General features: G+C 73.8%; 15 protein-coding genes. 6 read left to right on the top strand and 9 right to left on the bottom strand.

Translation table 11 applies throughout. The features are described 5' to 3' along the window. Positions 1–191 precede the first annotated feature (191 nt). Genes ACIA8L_RS24695 through ACIA8L_RS24685 form a run of 3 tightly spaced genes read right to left on the bottom strand, consistent with a single transcriptional unit; the run spans position 192 to position 2497 of the window. Positions 192–851 (bottom strand): response regulator, encoded by a 660-nt coding sequence (locus ACIA8L_RS24695; RefSeq protein ID WP_395908383.1) that lies wholly within the window; start codon positions 849–851, stop codon positions 192–194. Beyond that, positions 848–1945 (bottom strand): sensor histidine kinase, encoded by a 1098-nt coding sequence (locus ACIA8L_RS24690; RefSeq protein ID WP_395908380.1) that lies wholly within the window; start codon positions 1943–1945, stop codon positions 848–850. The genes ACIA8L_RS24695 and ACIA8L_RS24690 overlap by 4 nt, the downstream gene beginning before the upstream one ends. A 30-nt stretch (positions 1946–1975) precedes the next feature. Beyond that, positions 1976–2497 (bottom strand): hypothetical protein, encoded by a 522-nt coding sequence (locus ACIA8L_RS24685; RefSeq protein ID WP_395908377.1) that lies wholly within the window; start codon positions 2495–2497, stop codon positions 1976–1978. A gap of 78 nt (positions 2498–2575) precedes the next feature. Here ACIA8L_RS24685 and ACIA8L_RS24680 point away from each other — a divergent pair, with 78 nt between their 5' ends. Further along, positions 2576–3058 carry a GNAT family N-acetyltransferase gene (locus ACIA8L_RS24680; RefSeq protein WP_395908375.1) on the top strand — a complete coding sequence of 161 codons (483 nt, stop codon included), beginning with the start codon at positions 2576–2578 and terminating at the stop codon, positions 3056–3058. Here ACIA8L_RS24680 and ACIA8L_RS24675 read toward each other — a convergent pair. Together ACIA8L_RS24675 and ACIA8L_RS24670 are read right to left on the bottom strand one after the other, a co-directional pair. Then, positions 2996–6199, bottom strand: a complete 3204-nt coding sequence (locus ACIA8L_RS24675) for a BTAD domain-containing putative transcriptional regulator (protein ID WP_395908372.1) — start codon at positions 6197–6199, stop codon at positions 2996–2998. The genes ACIA8L_RS24680 and ACIA8L_RS24675 overlap by 63 nt on opposite strands. 33 nt (positions 6200–6232) lie before the next feature. Beyond that, positions 6233–6613 (bottom strand): hypothetical protein, encoded by a 381-nt coding sequence (locus ACIA8L_RS24670; RefSeq protein WP_395908369.1) that lies wholly within the window; start codon positions 6611–6613, stop codon positions 6233–6235. Between the two features lie 30 nt (positions 6614–6643). Here ACIA8L_RS24670 and ACIA8L_RS24665 point away from each other — a divergent pair, with 30 nt between their 5' ends. After that, positions 6644–7462 (top strand): haloalkane dehalogenase, encoded by an 819-nt coding sequence (locus ACIA8L_RS24665; protein WP_395908366.1) that lies wholly within the window; start codon positions 6644–6646, stop codon positions 7460–7462. Beyond that, entirely contained in the window at positions 7459–7839 is a 381-nt protein-coding gene (locus tag ACIA8L_RS24660; protein WP_395908363.1) for a PPOX class F420-dependent oxidoreductase, read from the top strand. The genes ACIA8L_RS24665 and ACIA8L_RS24660 overlap by 4 nt, the downstream gene beginning before the upstream one ends. A gap of 52 nt (positions 7840–7891) precedes the next feature. Here the strand turns inward: ACIA8L_RS24660 and ACIA8L_RS24655 are convergent, their stop codons facing one another. Then, complete coding sequence (locus ACIA8L_RS24655) at positions 7892–9952, bottom strand: M4 family metallopeptidase (protein ID WP_395908360.1); 2061 nt, start codon at positions 9950–9952, stop codon at positions 7892–7894. A gap of 368 nt (positions 9953–10320) precedes the next feature. Here ACIA8L_RS24655 and ACIA8L_RS24650 point away from each other — a divergent pair, with 368 nt between their 5' ends. After that, entirely contained in the window at positions 10321–11766 is a 1446-nt protein-coding gene (locus ACIA8L_RS24650) for a bis-aminopropyl spermidine synthase family protein (protein ID WP_395908358.1), read from the top strand. Continuing rightward, positions 11763–12965 (top strand): MFS transporter, encoded by a 1203-nt coding sequence (locus tag ACIA8L_RS24645; RefSeq protein WP_395908356.1) that lies wholly within the window; start codon positions 11763–11765, stop codon positions 12963–12965. Before ACIA8L_RS24650 ends, ACIA8L_RS24645 begins: the two co-directional genes overlap by 4 nt. Here the strand turns inward: ACIA8L_RS24645 and ACIA8L_RS24640 are convergent. Next, positions 12916–13482 (bottom strand): TetR/AcrR family transcriptional regulator, encoded by a 567-nt coding sequence (locus ACIA8L_RS24640; protein ID WP_395908354.1) that lies wholly within the window; start codon positions 13480–13482, stop codon positions 12916–12918. The two genes, ACIA8L_RS24645 and ACIA8L_RS24640, sit on opposite strands and share 50 nt — an antisense overlap. Before the next feature lie 81 nt (positions 13483–13563). Here ACIA8L_RS24640 and ACIA8L_RS24635 point away from each other — a divergent pair, with 81 nt between their 5' ends. Continuing rightward, positions 13564–15732: a glycoside hydrolase family 3 C-terminal domain-containing protein gene (locus ACIA8L_RS24635; RefSeq protein WP_395908352.1), complete on the top strand. Its 2169-nt coding sequence runs from the start codon at positions 13564–13566 to the stop codon at positions 15730–15732. On the opposite strand, the gene ACIA8L_RS24630 is transcribed toward ACIA8L_RS24635, so the two are convergent. Then, complete coding sequence (locus tag ACIA8L_RS24630; RefSeq protein ID WP_395908350.1) at positions 15716–16129, bottom strand: protein phosphatase; 414 nt, start codon at positions 16127–16129, stop codon at positions 15716–15718. The genes ACIA8L_RS24635 and ACIA8L_RS24630 overlap by 17 nt on opposite strands. Then, positions 16126–18615, bottom strand: coding sequence for a serine/threonine-protein kinase (locus ACIA8L_RS24625; protein WP_395908348.1), 2490 nt, complete (start codon positions 18613–18615; stop codon positions 16126–16128). The genes ACIA8L_RS24630 and ACIA8L_RS24625 overlap by 4 nt, the downstream gene beginning before the upstream one ends. Positions 18616–18722: the final 107 nt, after the last annotated feature.

The following is an 18722-nucleotide window of genomic DNA, read 5'->3' as shown; positions in this document are numbered from 1 at the left end:
CCCGCTTGTGACCAGCGGTGGGACGCCGACCGTGGGACGCCGCCCGGGACATGGGACGCGCGGGCTTCGACCGGCCGTTGCGTCACAGAGCCAGAAGCGGCGGCGGGGGTACTGCCGACAGGCCCGGCGAGTCCCGCCGAGCGCTGTGCCGCCCGGCGCCGCCGCCGGTCGTGGCCCGGGCCGGACCGGGTCTAGGACTTCAGGCCGCGCTCGTAGGCGTAGCGGACGGCCTGGGCGCGGTCGCGGACGCCGATCTTCGCGAACAGGCGGTTGATGTGGGACTTGACGGTCACCTCGGTGACGTAGAGGCGTTCGGCGATCTCGCGGTTGGACAGGCCGGCCGCGATCAGCGTCAGGACCTCGGTCTCGCGGGCGGTGAGGCCGTCCACGGTGGCGGGAGTCGCGGCCGGGGGCTCGGCCGCGCCGCCGCCCTGGATCGCGGCGGCCAGGAGGCGCTGCTGGACCTGGGGGTCGAGGACGGACTGGCCGGCGGCGGCCGCGCGGACCGCCTGCGCGATCTGGACCCGGCCCGCGTCCTTCGTCAGGTAGCCCAGGGCGCCGGCCTGCAGGGCGGCGAGGATGTCGGCGTCGTCGGCGTAGGTGGTCAGGACGACGACCCGGGTCTCCGGGTGGGTGGCCCGGATCTCGGCGGTGGCGGAGACGCCGTCGCGGCGGGGCATGCGCAGGTCCATCAGGACCACGTCGGGGCGGTGGGCGGCCACGAGCTCGAGGGCGGCCTCGCCGTCGGCGGCCTCGCCCACCACCTCCACGTCGTCCAGCAGGCTGAGCATCAGCGCCAGCCCTTCGCGTACCGCCGTCTGATCGTCGGCCACGACAACCCGGATGCTCATCCCGGCATCCTGACATCCACCTGCCAGCCGTCCTCGCACGGGCCCGCCGCGAAGGTGCCGCCGGCCAGCTCGGCCCGCTCGCGCAGACCCTGCAGGCCGTATCCGGACGACAGGCCGGTGGTGGGCGGGCCGGCCGGGCCGGTGTTGCGCACGCGCAGGCGGACGTCGGCCGCGGCGTATTCGAGGCGGACCGTGACCCGGCTGCCGGGGGCGTGTTTGCGGACGTTGGTCAGGGCCTCCTGGGCGCTGCGGTAGAAGGCCAGGCCGGTCTCGGCGGTGAGGTCCCGCACCGCGCCGACCAGCGTGAACTCGTGCTCGGAGGCCAGTTCCCGGAGCAGCTCCGGCAGTGGGACGGGGTCGCCGCGCAGGGCGCTCACGGCGCGGCGGGTCTCGGTCAGGCCGTCGCGGGCCAGGCGGCCGGCCCGGTCGACGATGACGGCGGCGTCGGCCGCGCGGTCGCGTTCCAGGAGGGCGGCCGCGGTCTCCAGCTGCAGGGACAGCGCGGACAGGGAGTGGGCCAGGACGTCGTGGATCTCGCGGGCCAGCCGGGCCCGCTCGGCCAGCGCGGCCGCCTTCGCCTGCTCGTCGGCGAGGAGCTGCTCCTGCTCGGCGCGGCTCTCGCGCTCGCGGCGGATGGTGCCGAGCAGCAGCAGGAGCACCATCGCGCCGGACCAGATGACCACCGTCTCCAGGGGCGCGCCGACGAGCGCGTAGGCGCCGGCCAGGAGCAGCGCGCCGGTGCCGGTCAGGATCGCGGCGAGGACGAACGGCAGCGTGGAGGCGGCGATGGTCACGGCGGCGAGGGCGTAGCCGCCGGCGAAGCTGCCGTGGCGCAGCAGCGTCAGCACGACGGCCATGGCCATGCAGACGCCGATGGAGTACGGCTGCAGCCGCGGCGCGCGCAGCCGCAGCGTCATCGCCACCCAGGCCGCCGCGGCCACGGTCATGGCCGCGAGCAGGGCGACGCCCCGGCCGGTGAGCCCGGGCCGGGGGTCGTCCTGGAACATGGCGACGGTGAGGATGGTCAGGACCACCAGGCTGCGCAGCTGGCGGTAGCGCGACAGGCGGCGTTCGGTGAGCAGCTGCTCCAGCACGGCCCCAGTCTGCGCCATCGGCATGGCCGGTCAGCCCCGGGCGCTGCGGCGGGCGGCGCGGCGGGCGCCCTGGGGCGCGAACGGTGCGCCGGTGGCGATCGCGCGCTTGCCGACGATGGCGGCCTCGCCCAGGAAGCTGAGGCTGAGCACGACCAGCAGGCCCGCGGACAGCACGGCCTGGTCGGCGTGCAGGGCCCGGCCGGCGAAGAGCTGACCGACGCGCAGCACCGCCATGGTGAGCCACACGCCGATGGTGACGAGCGTGTAGCGGTACCAGACATGGCCGTTCTGCACGAAGACCCTGACGGTGAGGCCGCGCACGATGCCGCCGGCGACGGCGAGGATGGCGCCCATCGCGAGGACCGCGCCGTCGATGACCGGGTGGGTGGCGGCGGTGGCGAAGTCGACCTGGGCGAGGGTGTAGCCGCCGACGATCAGCAGGATGACCGGGGGCAGGATCAGGCGGCGGGCCTCGAGGGGCTCCCCGGCGAAGCGGCGGGCCATGAGCAGGACGATGGCGGCGACGGCGATCAGCAGCGTGGTCGTGTTCATGCCGTTGAAAGTAGGGATTCGGGGCGCGACAAGCCGCCACCCACGGGTGGAAGTCCGGGTGGAACGTAGGCTCCACCTGTGAGCGAGTGGATCATCGAAGAGCGAGCCTGGGACGACCCGGCGGGGGTTGCGCTGCGGGCGGCGCAGGAGGCGGAGCTCGACGCGCGCTACGGCGGGGAGAACCACGAACCCGGCGAGCACCCGAGCGCGGACGACGTGGACGTCTTCCTGGTCGCGGCCCGCGATGGAACACCGGTCGGCTGCGGTGCGTTACGGCGCCTCGACGCGTCCAGCGCCGAGATCAAGCGCATGTACGTCGTGCCCGCCGCCCGGGGTTCCGGGGTCGCGACGGCGGTGCTGCGCGCGCTGGAACACCGGGCCGTCGCGCGCGGCTGGCCCGTGCTGCGCCTGGAGACGGGCACGGAGCAGCCGGACGCACGGCGATTCTATGAGCGGGAGGGGTACCGTCAGATCCCGCGCTTCGGCGTGTATGCGGGCTCAGAGCTCTCCGTCTGTTACGAGCGCACGCTCGGCCCGGACCGTGGCGTGGGCGTGATGTAGGTCCCGCGCCCGCTCCCGGGCCGCGTCCGTCGGCTCGTCGGTGGCCAGGGCGTGGACGCGGCGCAGGTCGGGCTCGGCGAAGCCGCTCTGCCCGGGCAGTCCGGCGCTCAGGGCGGCGGCCGCGACCGCGCCGGCCTCGTCCCGGCGCCCGACGGTGAGCAGCGCCTCGGCGTACAGGGCCTCGAGCCGGCCGAACCGGCGCATCGCCGGGCCCAGGTGCTCGCGGGCGGCGGTCATCCGGTCCAGGCCGGCCTCGTCGCCGGTGCGGGCCTCGGCCCAGCCCAGGACCAGCCCGGCCAGGTCCTGATACTCCCGGTGCCCGCCCCGCTCGGCCAGCGCGAGGGTCTCCCGGGCGGCCGCCGCGGCGGACGCGGGATCGTCCCGGTCGGCCGCGACCACGGCGGTGAAATGCGCGACGTACATGTCGAGGAACAGCTCGCCGATCCGGCCCGCCCGGTCCCGGGCCGCCCGCAGGTGTTGCTGCGCCGCCGCGTCCTCGCCGAGCAGCCCGCAGACCAGGGCGGCCGGGGCGAGGGCGCCGATCACCGGGTCCCAGTTGACGATCGGGAACACCGGCAGGTCCCCGCCCGGCAGCGCGTCCAGGGCGTTCTCGAAGTGCGCGCAGGCCCGGGGCAGGTCCAGCTCGGTCAGGGCGGCGTGCCCCTCGTGTACTTCCGCCACGACGACCGCCCACGGATCGCCGGGACCGTAGGCGGGCGAGCGGGCGATGGAGACGGCCCGCGGCACGTCCCCGGCGGCCGTGTGGAACGACGCGTAGCCCCACAGCGCCGGCAGCACGTCGAGCACCGGCCGGCCGCGCAGCCGCAGCAGTAACGGTTCCATCGCCGCGTACTGCTCGGTCGCGCCCGCCGCCAGGTAGCCGTCCCGGGCCTGCACCATGTAGGCCAGGCGGATCCGCACGTCGAGCTCGGCGACGTCGCGCCGCTCGCTCACCGGGGCCCGCTGCAACAGTTCCAGGGCCTCGTCCAGCAGCGCCGACGCCTGCTCGTGGGCGGTGCGGTCGTACGCCTCCCGGGCCGCCGCGGTCAGGGCCGGGACCACGTCGTAGGGCGACAGGACCGGCAGCGCGGCCCGCAGGTGCCCGGCCCGCTGGGCGGCGGTGCCGAGGCCGGTGTCGAGCAGCGCCTGGGCCGCGCGGGCGTGCAGCCGGGCCCGGCGCAGCGGCCCCTGGTCCTGATACGCCGTCTGCCGCACCAGGTCATGGGAGAAACGCAGCAGCCCCGGGTCGTCGGTGGCGGTGAGCAGCCCGGCGACGACGGCCGTGTCGAGCGTGTCGAACAGGTCCAGCTCGTCGATCTGGACGACCTCGCGCAGCACGGGCACGGCCACGTCCCGCCCGAGCACCGCGGCGACGGCGAGGACGGCGTTGACCTGGCCGGGCAGCTTCGTCAGCCGCCGCCGCACGACCTCCTGCACCCGGACCGGCACGTGCTCGGGCGCGAGGGTGTGCTCGGCGGCCAGGACCTTCAGCAGCTCGACGACGAAGAACGGGTTGCCGCCGGTCCGGTCGGCGAGCATGGCGACAGTTTCCGGGGGTACCGCATCGCCGGTGACCGATCGCGCCAGCGCCGCGATCGCGTCGGCCCCGAGCCCCTCCAGCGGGATCCGCACCGCGGCCGGCGCCGCGACCAGCTCGGCGAGCACCCCGGCCAGGGGCGCGTCGGCCGCGAGCTCGGCCTCGCGGTAGCCGACGGCGAGCAGCACCCGCCGCCCGCGCAGCGCCTTGGCCAGCAGCGTCAGCAGCACCGTGGAAGGCGCGTCGAGCCAGTGCGCGTCATCGACGACGAGCACCAGCGGCGTCTGCGCGGCCAGCCGCCCGAGCCCGTCGACGATGCCCTGCAGCAGCCGCGACCGCGCCATCTCGGGGTCGGCGATGCGCTCGGCGGCCGGCAGCGGCAGCACGTCGCCGAGCGTCGGGTCGAGCACGGCCGGCAGGTTGCCGTAGGGCGCGAAGGCCTCGGCGAGCGCACCGGCCGCCCCGTCGCCGGCGGCGATCCCGCGCAGGATCTGCGCCCAGGGCAGGAACACGGGCGGCGCCTCGCCGTCGACCCCGACCCCGGTCCCGACCAGCCCGCCCGCCCGCGCGCAGACCGCCCGCAGCAGCGCCGTCTTGCCGATGCCGGGGCTGCCGGAGACCAGCAGCAGCCGCCCGTGCCCGGCGGCCGCCTCGGCGATGAGCCGGTCCACGGTCCGCAGCTCGGCATCCCGCCCGACGAGCGTGTCGTCCTCGGGATCCCCCTCGTCCGAGATATCCGCAACGCTCGGCGGGACGGACATTTCGGGTGTGTCGGCTCTGACCGGGATGGTGGGTGCGGGTGGTGCGCTCGTGACCGGCGGTGCCGATGTGGGGGCGGCGGGGACCGGGCCGTCGAGGTGCGCGGCCTGGCGGAGGATGTCCTGGGCCAGCTGCTGCAGCGCCGGGCCGGGCTCGATGCCGAGCTCGTCGATCAGGCCCTGGCGGGCGCGGCCGTAGGCGGCCATGGCGTCGGCCTGGCGGCCGGTGCGGTACAGGGCGAGCATGAGCTGGGCCCAGAGCCGTTCCCGGTAGGGGGCCTCGGCCAGGGCCGACTCGGTGCGGTACACCACCTCGGCGGCGCGGCCCAGGGCCAGCAGGGCCTCCGAGTGCCGTTCGATCGCGGTCAGGCGCAGCTCGACCAGCCGGCTGCGCTCGGCCCGCGCGAGGGGTGACTCGCCGAGCTCGGGCAGCGGGTCGCCGCGCCACAGCTCCAGCGCGGCGGTCAGGGTGGCCAGGGCCGCGGCCGGGTCGGCGGAGACCTGCTCCACGGCGGTGGCGAAGCGGGCGGCGTCGACGGAGTCGGCCGGGATCTGCAGGACGTAGCCGGGGGCGCGGCTGACCAGCACCGCGGAGCGGTCCCGGGCGGTCCGGCCGGGCTCCAGGGCGCGGCGCAGCCGGGAGACGTAGGCCTGCAGGGAGGCGATCGCCCGCTCCGGCGGCTCCTCGGACCACAGCTCGTCGATCAGCCGCTGCACGGAGACGGTCCGGCCGGGCTGGGTGGCCAGCATGACCAGGACGGCCCGCTGCTTGGGGGTGCCGGTGTCGACCGGGCCCGCGTCCGACTCGACCTCGAGCGGGCCGAGGATGCGGAACCGCAGGACCACCCGCGACCTCCAGACCGCGAAGGGCCGGGAGTGTTACAGCTCCACGGCGAACGAACCGTCCAGCGGGCCGAAACCCGCGCGCCGCAGCACGTCCTCGTCGTGCGCCCCGGGCGCCGCGACGAGCCTACGGGCCGGGCTGGCCCGGAGGGAGTCCACGAGCGCGATGAGCACCTGAACGGCGAGGTCGCTGCGCCCGCCCGGCGCGGCAAGTCCAACCAAACGGGCCTTGCTGCCACTCTGCAGGACGGCCGCGACCGCCGCTGCCGGGTGTTCGTCGCCTTCGGCCGGGTCGATCAGCTCGTACCAGTCCAGCTCCTCGAACAGCCGCGCGTCGAAGACGTAGAAGCCGAGGGCCCGGCTGGTGACCGCCCTACGTGCCGGCGGGACTCGCCGTACCACTCGCATCTCTGTCACGCTTCCAGGAAACCCGAGGGCTCTTGCAGAATGCTTGCCGTGAAGGTGCTCGCCAGTTACATCCACTACCTCGACACCGGCGGCGACGGCCCGCCCGTCGTCTTCCTGCACGGCAATCCGACCTCGTCGGAGCTCTGGCGGGGCGTGCTCGACCACGCCGATCTCGGCGGGCGGCGAGCCGTGGCCCCGGACCTGATCGGCATGGGCCGGTCCGGGCGGCCCGACCTGGAGTACCGCCTGGCCGACCACGTCGAGTACGTCGACGCGTTCCTGGACGCACTCGGGCTGCGCGACCCGATCCTCGTGGCCCATGACTGGGGTGTGGCGATCGGTATGGCCCTGCTGCGCCGCCGGGCCGGGCAGATCCCGGCATTCGCCTTCATGGAGGGACATTTCCGGCCGCTGACCGGCTGGGAGGAGTTCGACGAGGGCGGCCGGGAGGTGTTCAAACGCCTGCGGACCCCGGAGGTGGGGGAGCGGATGGTCCTGGACGACAACTGGCTCATCACGGAGGTCGCCCCGCAGTACGCCGAGCACTATCCCGATGCCCGGTCCCGCCGCCCGCTGCTGCGGTTCACGCGCGAGATCCCGATCGCGGGGGAGCCGGCCGACACCGCCGCGCTGATGGCCGCCGGCTGGAGCCATCTGCGGCAGTCGCCGATCCCGAAGCTGCTGATCCATGGAACGCCGGGCGTTGTCGTGAACGCGGCCAAGGTCGCCGAGTGCCGGCGGGAACTCCCGGCGCTCACGGTCGCCCAGGTCGGTGCCGAGGGACATTTCCTGCCGGCGGACGCGCCGGAGGCGGTGGCGGCGGCGTTGAGCGGCTGGCTCCGTACATTTGACACATGAGCGCAGTGCAGGAGCTCGGCCGGGCCGGATACGTCAGCCTGACCACCTATCGCAAGGACGGCACCCCGGTCGCGACGCCGGTGTGGCACGCGGTGCACGACGGCGAGGTCTTCATCATCTCCAACCTCGACGCCTGGAAGGTCAAGCGGATCCGCAACAACGGCCGGGTGGAGCTGCGGCCGTGCAACGTCCGCGGCACCGTGGCGGAGGGGGCGCCGACGGTCCCGGGGACCGCCCGGCTGCTCGACGAGGCCGGGACGGCGGCGGCGCGGCAGCACATCGCGCACAAGTACTTCCTGTCCCGGGCCGGCAACTTCTTCGCCAAGGCGCTCCGCCTGAAGCGTCCCCCGGTGATCGGCATCGCGGTCGCGGTGTAGACGGAGAAGAGCCCGGGCGACGCGCGGCCCGGGCTCTTCCCTGCAACAAACGTCAGCCCAGCGCGACGGCCGCGTCGTCGATGACGAACGAGGTCTGCAGCGAGGAGTCCTCGGTGCCGCTGAACTTGATGGCGACGGCCGCACCGGTACCGGTGAAGGTGTAGCTCTTCAGCTGGTAGCCGGAGGCCTTGTTGAGGTTCGACAGCGTGGCCAGGGTCGTCGAGCCGGCCGTGACGGTCAGTTTGTCGTAGGCCGTGCTGGTGGTCGTCTCCGCCGAGTCGATGTGGACGTAGAAGGACAGCGTCGCCCTACATCCGGACGGGACGGTCACCGACTGCTGGATCGCCTCGGTGTGCGTCGAGCCGTAGCCGTCCAGCCAGGAGCTGTACGTGCCGCCGTGCGCGGCCTGGCCCTGGCTGGCCCACTGGCCGATGGAGCCGGTGGTGCCGCTCCAGTTGGCCGTTCCCGACTCGAAGCCGCCGTTCAGGAGGACCTGGCCGGAGCAGTTGCCGGTGGGCGGCGGGGTGGTCGGACCGCCGGTGGTGGGCGGCGGGGTGGTGCCACCGGTGCAGGTCGGGTCGCCCGACTGCGCCGGCACGGAGACGGCGTCCCACGCGGCCTTGACCGTGTTGAACTGGGTGCAGCTGCCCGGGAACAGGTTCTTGGCCGCGGTCAGCGTCCAGGTGCGGTACTTCAGGTACGACGACGACGAGGTCTTCATCAGCATCGCGTTGTACATGACCTTGATCGCGTTCTGGATGCCCAGCGGGTTGGAGACCGTCGAGCTGTTGCAGGTCGGGCTGGCCGGCTGGCCGTTGCCCGCGGAGCCCTGCGCCATCAGGTAGAACCAGTGGTTGCCGGGGCCGGCGGCCGCGTGGACCTCCGAGCCGGGCGTGCTGCTGGAGTAGCAGTTGGAGTCGCCGACGGCCGACGGGTTGTACATGTTGCGGATCGGGCCGCTGCCGACCAGGTTGATCTCCTCGCCGACCAGGTAGTCCGGCGGGTCGTTCGGGTTGTTCGCGAACCACTCGGTGGCGGCGCCGAACGTGTCCGCGACGAACTCCTGGGTGCCGCTCTTGGAGATGCCACCCGGAGTGTTGTCGTCGATGCCGTGCCCGGCCTCGTGGCCCACGACGTCGGCGGAGGCGATCCACTGACCGGCGGTGTTCTTGCCGATCTGGATCTGGGTGCCGTCGTAGTAGGCGTTCTGGTCGTTCAGGCCGACGCGGATCGGCCAGCCGCCGCCCGAGCCGTTGAAGCCGTTGCGGCCCAGCCACGACGACAGCATGGCTTCTTCCTTCTGCGCGACGTAGAGCGCGTCGACGCAGCCGGTCTCGCGATTGGTGCCGGTGCCGTTGCCCCACACGTCGTCGGAGCCGGAGAACGTGGTGTTGTTCGCCGCGTCCTGGCAGGAGACGTTCGTGTAGTTCGGGTCCTTCATGCTGTACGTGCTGCCCGACTGCGTGGTGTTGATCGTCACCGAGCCGTTGATCCAGCCGGTGCCGGTACCCGCCATGACGTGCTCGGTCTTGTCGAGCACGGCGCCGGTGTTCGCGTCGACGTCAACGGTGAGCCGGCTGATGCCCTCGGCGCCGACGCCGTTGATCGTGGTCTCGTACGCGAGCTTGGCCCCGCTGTCGGCCGTGAAGACGACGAGCGAGGTGCCCTCGACGTTGTTGACCGTCTTGAGCTGCTGCTTCGCGACGGTCTCGGCGGCCGCCGAGGTGATGGACGGGGTCGTCGAGATGTTGCCGATCGCCTTGGTCTGCGCGACCGAGGTGTACTGCGTCGCGCCCGCCTTGTCGGTGGCGACGACGAAGTCACCGCCCTTGACGTGCAGGCCCTTGTACGTCCGGTCGTAGGCGATGTACTTCGAGCTGCCGTACGCGGTGACCGACTTCTGCACATACGCCTCGTCGGCGCTGGGCTGGATCACCGCCGGCTTGCTCTTGACGTAGCTGTCGACGGACTGGGCGGCGACGGCGTTGGAGACCTCGACGGCATCCGTGGACGCCGATGCGGTCGTGGCTTGCACGGCCGCGGCGGTGCCGGCTGTGACCAGCCCGACCGCGAACACTCCGGCCGCTGTAGCGAACCGTGGGGAGAGCTTCAAAGGGTGCCTTCTTTCAGCAACGACCCAACCTCACCGGGGGAATGTTTGACGGGGTGGGCCGGAACCAACGGAGGTCACGCGCTCGTCGAAGTGTCTGAGGGCCCCTGTGCGCGCCGTACGGAGGCCAGCGTTCTCATCGACTTGCAGCGATGCGGTGACGATCACACACATCGAAAGAGTTGGACAAGAGTCGATGCCCTAACTTCACCCTCGCCCCCACCCTGTACTTCCGGCCTGGAAACACGCGGGAAATCTTGCGCTCCGTAGATCCCCGGCCCGGACTACCGTTACTGCGGGTTAACTTTTAACTGTCAAGTCACTCGGTGTTGGGCGCCGATCACGAATCGCCGCGATGGTAGGGTGCCCCGGTGGAACCCGGGGGGATCGATGCGGTCGCCGCCGTCGTCTCAGCATCCGGGATCGCGGGGCGTCGGCTGCGCGAAGTGATCGCCGCCCTCGCCGCCGGCCCCACCACCCTCGACGACCTCGTCCGCGACCACGCCGTCCCGCGCCGGACGGTCGAGGCCCTCCTGCGGGCGGCCGGCCCGGACCTGCGCGACGAGCGCGGCCGGGTCTTCCTCGATCCGATGATGTCCCGGGGGTACCGCGACCGCCTGGCCCTGCACACCCTGGCCGACGAGCCCGAGGCCGGTGACCTGGCCGCCCTCATCGCCGCCGCGCCCGCCCCGGACCAGGCCCTGGACCACGTCGCCGCCACCGCCGAGACGGCCGGGCGCCGGGCCCGCTGGCTGGCGAGCACCTACGACCTGGCCGGCGCCCGCGTGGTCTGCGTCGGCGACCACGACCTCACGTCCCTCGCGCTGCGCCGGGCCTGCCCGGACACCGAGGTCACGGTCGTCGACGTCGACGAGCGGCTCCTCGCGTACATCGACGCCCAGGGCGCCGGGGTCGCCTGCTACCACGCCGACCTGCGCTTCGGCCTCCCGCCCGCGGTCACCGGCAGCGCCGACCTGATCTTCACCGACCCGCCCTACACACCCGAGGGCGTGCAGCTGTTCCTCGGCCGCGGCGCCCAGGCCCTGCGCGACCGCACCAACGGCCGGCTGGTCATGGCCTACGGGTTCAGCCCCCTGACCCCGGCGCTCGGCCTGAAGGTGCAGCGGGCGGTGCTCGACCTCGACCTCGTGATCGAGGCGATGCTGCCGGCGTTCAACCGGTATCACGGCGCCCAGGCCGTCGGCAGCGCCAGTGACCTCTATGTCTGCCGCCCGACCCCGCACACCTGGCAGGTCCTGGACCGCCGCCTCGGCAAGCTCGCCGGCTCGGCCAACATCTACACCCACGGCGAGCGGTCCCTCGAGGGCGCCGCGGCCAAGGGCCCGGCCCGCATCCTCGGCGGCGGCCCGCTCCCGGCCGACGAGCTGACGGTCGACCTGTCCGGCGACCCCGGCTCCTGGCTGGCCCGGGTGCTCCTCGCGGTCAACGCCCCGCGGGTCACGCTGCTGGTCGCCAACAACCACCCCGACCTGCGCGACGAGGCCGGCCAGGCCGCCCTCCGGGACCTGGTCGGGGCCAAGTGGGACCTGCGCCTGCGCCGCAGCACACCCGGCCCGAAACAGGCGACCGTCGAGGCCACCCTGCGCCCGGCCGAGGGGGTCGCGGGCTGGCTGCTGACCCACGCCCACGGCAGGCTCGGCAACGTGCTGCGCGAGGCCCTCGTGCGCACCGCGGGCCTGGGCCGGGCCGCCGCCGAGGCCCGGGCCGCCGAGATCGTCGGGCGGCCCGAATACCTCGACGCGCGGCTGCTCGATGTTCCACGCCACGCGATTGTGCCCGTGCTCCAGCCGCGGTGAACAGCCTCTGGCGAAGCCGCGACTTCCTGGTCCTGCTCGGCGTGCAGACGCTGTCCGCGTTCGGCGACGCGCTCACCTTCGCGGCCGTGCCGCTGCTCATGCGCACCGGCGCGATCTCGATCACCGACCTCGGCTGGATCCGGGCCCTCACCGCCGTCGCCACGCTGCTCACCGGCATCGTCGCCGGGGTCATCGCCGACCGCTTCGACCGCCGCACGGTGCTGCGCATCTGCGACGTGGCCCGGTTCGTGCTGCTCGGGTCCATACCGCTGACCTGGCTCACCGGGGCACAACCCTGGCTGCTGTACCTCGTGCTCCCGGCGGCCGCGGTGTTCTCGATGGTCTTCGAGGTCACCTACGTCGCGGTCGTGCCCGCGCTGGTCCCGGCCGACCGGATCGCCGAGGCCAACGGGCTGCTCTACGGCGCGTACTCGGTCGCGTTCCTGGCCGGGCCGGCCGTCGCCGGTGTCGTCTCCCAGGTCGCCGGCCCGGTCGCCGCGATCGGCCTCGACGCCGTGTCCTTCCTGCTCTCCGCGGCCGGGCTGGTCCTGATCCGGATCGCGCGGCCGGTGGCGGACGGGGCCGAGCGCGGCCTCGGGGCCGGGGTGCGCTTCATCCGCCGCCACCCGGTGATGCTGCCGCTGACCGTGCTCCTGGCGGTGCTGATCTTCTTCACGTCCAGCCTCAACGACGTCGTCGTCTACCACCTCATGAGCGGGCTCGGGCAGTCCGACGCGGTGATCGGCCTGGTGCTGACGGCCGGGGTGCTGGGCTCGACGTTCGCCGCCGCCGCGGTCGCTCCGCTGCGCCGCCGGGCCGGCTTCGGTGCCACCTGGATCGGCGCGTTCGGCCTGTGCGGGCTGCTCGTGGCCGGGATCGGGCTCGCCTCGAACGTCCCGCTGATCGCCGTGCTCGCGGCCGCGGTCACGCTGTGCACGGGGATCGCGGGGATCTCCTCGGTGTCGCTGCGCCAGGAGGTGACGCCCGGGCATCTGCTGGGCCGGGTCACGGCGGCGTTCTGGACCCTGCAGCTCGTGCTCGCACCGGCCGGTGACGCGGCGCTCACGTTCTCGGCCAAGCATCTGGGAGTACCCCTGACGCTGTCCGTCGCGGGGGCCGCCGTCACGATCACCGCGCTGGCGGCGCTCTTCACCCCGATCCGGCGCCGAACAGCGACTCCTCCGCCGCCGCCCACATAGCGACCAGGTCGGTCGCCGGGTCGCGCAGCCACTGCAGCTGCAGCCCGTCCATGGTGGCCATGATCTGCCGGGCGAGGGCGCCGGGGCGGTCGCTGACGAGCCGGGCCCGCTCGGTGAGCGCGGCCAGGACATCGCGCTGGCGGGCCGCGAAGTAGTCGTGCGCGGGATGCTCGGGCGCGAGGGACTCGGCGGCCAGGACCGCGAACAGGCGCACGATCTCCGGCTGGGTGGCGTTGCGGCGGACCAGGGCCGCGCACAGCGCCCGCAGGTCGGCCGGGGCCGGCTCGCCGATCGATCGGTGATCTTCTCCGTCGCGGTGCTCGAGCACGGCGACGAGCAGGCCGTCCTTGGACCCGACGTGGTGCAGCAGGCCCGGCACGGTGAGCCCGCACGCGTCGGCCACGTCCTGCATCGACAGGCCCCAGAAGCCGCGCTCGGCGACCAGCGCCGTCGCGGCCGCGATGATCCGCTCCCGCCGCTCGGCGGCCGGCAGCCGCTCGCGTTCCCGTCGTGCCATCTGCGCCACCACTCCTTGCCGGGCCGCCTCCGGCGAGTCTACGGTACTTACTACTTTATAGGTACTCAGTAAGGGGTTCGCATGGAGCTCGAGGAGCAGGCCGCGCTCACCAGCGGCGCCGACTTCTGGCACACCCGCGCGGTCGGCGACGTGCCCGCCGTCACGGTCACCGACGGCCCGCACGGCGTGCGCAAACAGATCACCGGCGAGGGCGTCGACCTGTTCGCGAGCGAGCCCGCCACCTGCTTCCCGCCCGCGGTCGCGCTCGGCTCCACCTGGGACCCCGAGCTGGCCCGCCGGGTCGGCGAAGCCCTGGCCGCGGAGTGCCTGGCGATGGACGTGGCGGTGCTGCTCGGCCCCGGCATCAACCTGAAGCGCACGCCGCTGGGCGGGCGCAACTTCGAGTACCTCTCCGAGGACCCGGTCCTCACCGCCGCCCTGGCCACCGAGTGGGTCGCCGGCCTGCAGAGCCGCGGCGTCGGCGCGTCACTGAAACACTTCGCCGTCAACAGCCAGGAGACCGACCGGATGCGGGTCAGCGCCGACGTCGACGAGCGCACGCTGCGGGAGGTGTACCTGCGCGCCTTCCAGCGGGTGATCCAGCACGCCCGGCCGTGGACGGTGATGTGCGCGTACAACCGGATCAACGGCGTCTACGCCAGCCAGCACCACTGGCTGCTCACGACGGTGCTGCGCGACGAGTGGGGCTACGACGGCGTCCTCGTGTCCGACTGGGGCGCGGTCGTCGACCGGGTCGAGGCGGTCCGGGCCGGGCTCGACCTGACCATGCCCGGGCCCGACGACGCCGGGGACCGGGCCCTGGCGGCCGCGGTGCGCGCTGGAACATTGCCGGCGGCCGCGCTGGCCACGGCCGCCGGGCGGGTCGAGGCCCTCGTGCGCCGGGCCGTCGACGCCGCGCGGCCGGGCGCCACCTACGACGCGGACGCGCACCACGCCCTCGCGCGGGAGGTGGCCGGCCGCGGGATCGTGCTGCTGAAGAACGCCGATTCGCTGCTGCCGCTCGCGGTGGACGAGCCGGTGATCGCGGTGCTCGGGGAGCAGGCGCGCACTCCGCGGTACCAAGGAGGCGGCTCGTCGCTCATCAACCCGACCCGGCTGGACGACGCGCTGTCGTCCATCACGGCCCTGGCCCGGGGGGCCGTGCACTTCGCGCCCGGGTATGACGACGTCGAGGCGGCGGTGGCCCTGGCCCGGGACGCGTCCGTCGCCGTGGTGTTCGCCGGGTCGCAGGAGGAGACCGAGGGTTCGGACCGGGCCGATCTGGACCTGCCGGCCGCGCACCTGGCCCTGATCGAGCGGGTCGCGGCCGTGAATCCGCGGACCGTTGTCGTGCTGTCCAACGGCGCCGTCGTGCGGACCTCGCCCTGGGACGCCAAGGTGGGCGCCCTGGTCGAGGGGTGGCTGCTCGGGCAGGCCGGCGGGGCGGCGATCGCGGACGTGCTGTTCGGCTTGGTCAACCCGTCCGGGCGGCTCGCTGAAACAGTGCCACTGCGCCTCGCCGACCACCCGTCGCACCTCGACTTCCCCGGCGAGCAGGGCCACGTCCGCTACGGCGAGGGCGTCCACGTCGGCTACCGCGGGTTCGACGCCCGCGACCAGGACGTCGCCTACCCGTTCGGGTTCGGGCTCTCCTACACGACGTTCGCGTACTCGGACCTGTCGGTGTCCACTGTGGATGACGGCCTGGAGGTGCGGGTCGCGGTCACCAACACCGGCGCCCGGGACGGCCGCGAGGTCGTGCAGGTCTACACCGCGCTGCCGTCGTCGCGGGTGCGGCGGGCACCGCGGGAGCTCAAGGCGTTCGCGAGCGTGCCGGTCGCGGCCGGGACATCGACGCCGGTCGTGCTGCGGGTTCCATTCGCCGACCTCGCCTACTGGGACGTCGAGCTCGGGCGGTTCGTCGTGGAGGCCGGCGACTACGACGTGTTCGCCGGCTCCTCGTCCCGGGACCTGCCGCTGTCGGCCTCGGTGACCGTCGCCGGCGACGACGAGCGGCGGCCGCTGACCGCCGAGTCGACGCTGGGGGAGTGGTTCGCCGACCCGCGCGGGGCGGCCGCGCTCACCGAGGCGTTCGCGGCCCTCGCCGGGGCCGGCGGGATGGCGGCGGCCGCCACCGACCCGGCGATGTTCACCATGATGGCGAACATGCCACTGTCCCGGGTGGCCGCGTTCATCGGCGACGCATTCGGTCCGGACACCCTCGCGGGGCTGCTCAAAGCGGCGAACTGAACTCCCGCACGAACCGCTTCTGCCAGGGCGTCTCGACCGCACCGTGGTAGTAGTGCCGGCGGACGTAGGCCACGGCCTCGTCCGCCGGGACCCCGTCGATGATCGCGATACAGGCCAGGGCGGTGCCGGTCCGGCCCCGCCCGCCGCCGCAGGCGACCTCGACGCTCTCGCGCTCGGCCCGCCGCCACGCCGTGACGAACGCCCCGGCGGCCGCGGCCCGGTCGGTGGGCAGCCGGAAGTCGGGCCACCGCACCCACACCGACTCCCACGGGAACGGCGGCGGCGGCTTGCCCAGCAGGTACAGGCCGAACTGCGGGTCCGGGACCGGCTCGCCCCGCTCCCGCAGCCCCCGGCCCCGTATGCGCCGCCCCGACGGCAGCTCCAGCCAAGCGGTCACGGCTTCGGCCGGAAGCTGGCGAAGATCACGTCGAGGTCGGCCTTGGCGTTGTTCCAGTCGCCTTCCGGGGTCGCCCACCAGATGGCGTACGCCTGGTGGTCCGACGTCACCAGGCCCCGGTTGTTGACGTGCTGGCGGTTGCCGTTGCCGTAGATGAACTCCCAGTCGGCCGCGACCACGAAGTAGTTGTCGACCTTGTCGATGCGCACGCCGGTGTAGTTCTTGTAGTAGCTGCCGCCCCGCTCCGACTCCTGCTGCCGCCAGTCCGCGACCGGGTCCATCTTCGGCTTGGTCGACTGGTCGATGCCGAGCGTGCGGCCGTTGCCCCGGAAGTACACCATCGTGCCGTCCAGCGACTTGGTCCAGCCGGCCGGGACGTACACCTGGAACCCGGTCGGGTCCCTGTAGTCCTGCCACCCGGCCGGCAGCGGCGGGAGGGTGCCCGAGGCGGTGCCGGCGTTCTGCTGTTGCTGCTGCGTCGAAGACGTGCTCGGCACGTTCCCGGCCGGCGCGCTGCTGGCCTCGCCGGTCGCCGCGGCCGACGTGGCCGCGGCCGAGCTGGGCGCGGGCCCGGCCCCGGCCGCCGTGGTCCGCACGGCCCCGGAGTTCGCGGCCGTCGGCGCGGCCCCCTCGTCGTCGGAGCGCACCACCAGCCAGACCAGCACCGCCGCGACGAGCACGGCGGCAACGCAGCCGACCAGGACGTTGCGGCGTCGCTTCCCCGCATCGGTACCGCCCTGACCCGGCACCACCACCGCCTGCCCGGCCACCCGAGGCGCCGCCGCGGGCGCGACCTGCGTCGGCCGCTCCCGGACGGGTGCCGCCCCGGCCGTGAACGCCCCGACCGCGGCGGCCGGCTGCGCGCTGACCGCCTCCCGCACCGGCTCGGGTTCGGGTTCGGGTTCGGGCGTGACCACGGTGATCGGCTCGGGCTCCGGTACGGCCTCCGCCTCGACCTCACCCTCGTCCTCGGCCTCGTCCACCACCGCAGCGCCCGGTTCGGGTTCGAGCTCGGGTTCGGGCTCGGTCTCCTCCACCGCCTCGGGCTCGGTTGACGTCTCAGCCGCAGACTCGGTCGTGGTCAACGACGCAGCTTCGTCGGCTTTGATCTCGGCATCAGCGTCTGCGTCTGCGTCGTCGTCGGAATCGGTCTCGGTAGCGGTCAGCGGCTCGGCGGTTTCGGCTTCGAACTCGTCCTCCGCCGCCTCGTCGTCCGCTGCGGCACCGAAGATCGGCCCCTCGATGATGCCCGACTTTCCGGAAATTTGCCCATCCGTCGGGTTCTCGTCAGCGGGCGGTACGGGCGGCCAGGTCGACGGCGGCACCGCCGCCTTGCCCCGGACCACGGACGGAGCGGCCTCGGCGGCCAATGCACCCCCGACCGCCCCACCGGCGACCGCGGCCCCCGCCGATCCACCGGCCGGCGAAGCGAGAGGCGGCGCGACCGGCGCCGCGGCACCTCGGGCCACCGGCGCGACCGCCCGCCCACCGGACACGGCACCCGCCCGCCCACCGGACACGGCACCCGGCTGGCCGCCGGACCCGGACTCGGGCAGCGCGACCGGCTCCGGCCGGGTGCGGGGTGTGCGCTGGGCCGGTACGGCGGGCGCGGCCGGCTCGGCCCGCCCCCAGCCGCTGAGCCAGGAGCGCTTCTTCTTCGCCGGCTCGCGCTGGATCAGCGCCTTGCGCAGCAGTTCGTCGGTCTGGACGAAGTTGGCCCGGGTCTTGGGGTCCTTGCGCAGCAGGGCGCGCAGCACCGGGGCGAGGGGGCCGGCGCGCTGCGGCGGGTCGGCCTCCTCGGAGGCGAGGGCGGTCAGGGTCTCCATCGCGGAGCCGCGGCCGAACGGTGAGCGGCCCTCGACCGCGGTGTACAGGGTCGCGCCCAGGGACCACAGGTCGCTCGCCGGGCCGGCGATGCCCTCCCGGGCCCGTTCGGGGGCGATGAACTCGGGCGAGCCGAGGACCAGGCCGGTGCGGGTCACGTGCCCCTCGCCCTCGACGCGGGCGATGCCGAAGTCGGTGAGGACGACTCGGCCGTCCTCGGCCAGCAGGACGTTGCCGGGCTTGATGTCGCGGTGGTCGACGCCGACCTTCTGCGCGGCGCGCAGGGCGTCGAGGACGGCCAGGCCGATCTCCGCCACCCGCCGCGGCGGCAGCGGCCCGTCCTGACGGATCACCTGATCGAGCGACCGTGACCGGACGTACTCCATGACGAGCCACGGCTGCCCCTCGGCCGCGAGCACGTCGTAGACCCGCACCACGTTGGGGTGGCTCAGCCGCGCCGCCGCCCGCGCCTCGCGCAGCGTGCGCTCCATGGCCACGTCCCGGGCCGTGTCCAGCAGCTCGGGCGGCAGGATGATCTGTTTGACCGCGACGTCGCGGTGCAGCGTCTCGTCGCGGGCGCGCCACACCCGCCCCATGCCGCCGACGCCCAGTGGCTCGAGCAGACGATAACGATTGGCAACGACGGGGGGCGCGGCGGTCATGCACCATTGTGTACCCGAAGGATCTCGCCACCACGCACCGCCCTCGCCGGTGTGTGGCGCCGGACAGATTTCAGACTGTGCCAACCGGGATCACCCCCTGCGGCGTC

It is taken from the genome of Dactylosporangium sp. NPDC051541, assembly GCF_044454505.1.
In the GTDB taxonomy this organism is placed as follows: Bacteria; Actinomycetota; Actinomycetes; order Mycobacteriales; family Micromonosporaceae; genus Dactylosporangium.
Note: the sequence above shows the minus strand (reverse complement) of the source record. Positions and strands in the feature narration are given on the sequence as shown.

Bases quoted from the DNA above. Each gene is read 5' to 3' on its own strand.
- ACIA8L_RS24685 (WP_395908377.1), bottom strand. From the start codon at position 2,497: ATGAACACGACCACGCTGCTGATCGCCGTCGCCGCCATCGTCCTGCTC.
- ACIA8L_RS24695 (WP_395908383.1), bottom strand. From the start codon at position 851: ATGAGCATCCGGGTTGTCGTGGCCGACGATCAGACGGCGGTACGCGAA.
- ACIA8L_RS24665 (WP_395908366.1), top strand. From the start codon at position 6,644: ATGCTTGCCGTGAAGGTGCTCGCCAGTTACATCCACTACCTCGACACC.
- ACIA8L_RS24635 (WP_395908352.1), top strand. From the start codon at position 13,564: ATGGAGCTCGAGGAGCAGGCCGCGCTCACCAGCGGCGCCGACTTCTGG.
- ACIA8L_RS24640 (WP_395908354.1), bottom strand. From the start codon at position 13,482: ATGGCACGACGGGAACGCGAGCGGCTGCCGGCCGCCGAGCGGCGGGAG.
- ACIA8L_RS24660 (WP_395908363.1), top strand. From the start codon at position 7,459: ATGAGCGCAGTGCAGGAGCTCGGCCGGGCCGGATACGTCAGCCTGACC.
- ACIA8L_RS24625 (WP_395908348.1), bottom strand. From the start codon at position 18,615: ATGACCGCCGCGCCCCCCGTCGTTGCCAATCGTTATCGTCTGCTCGAG.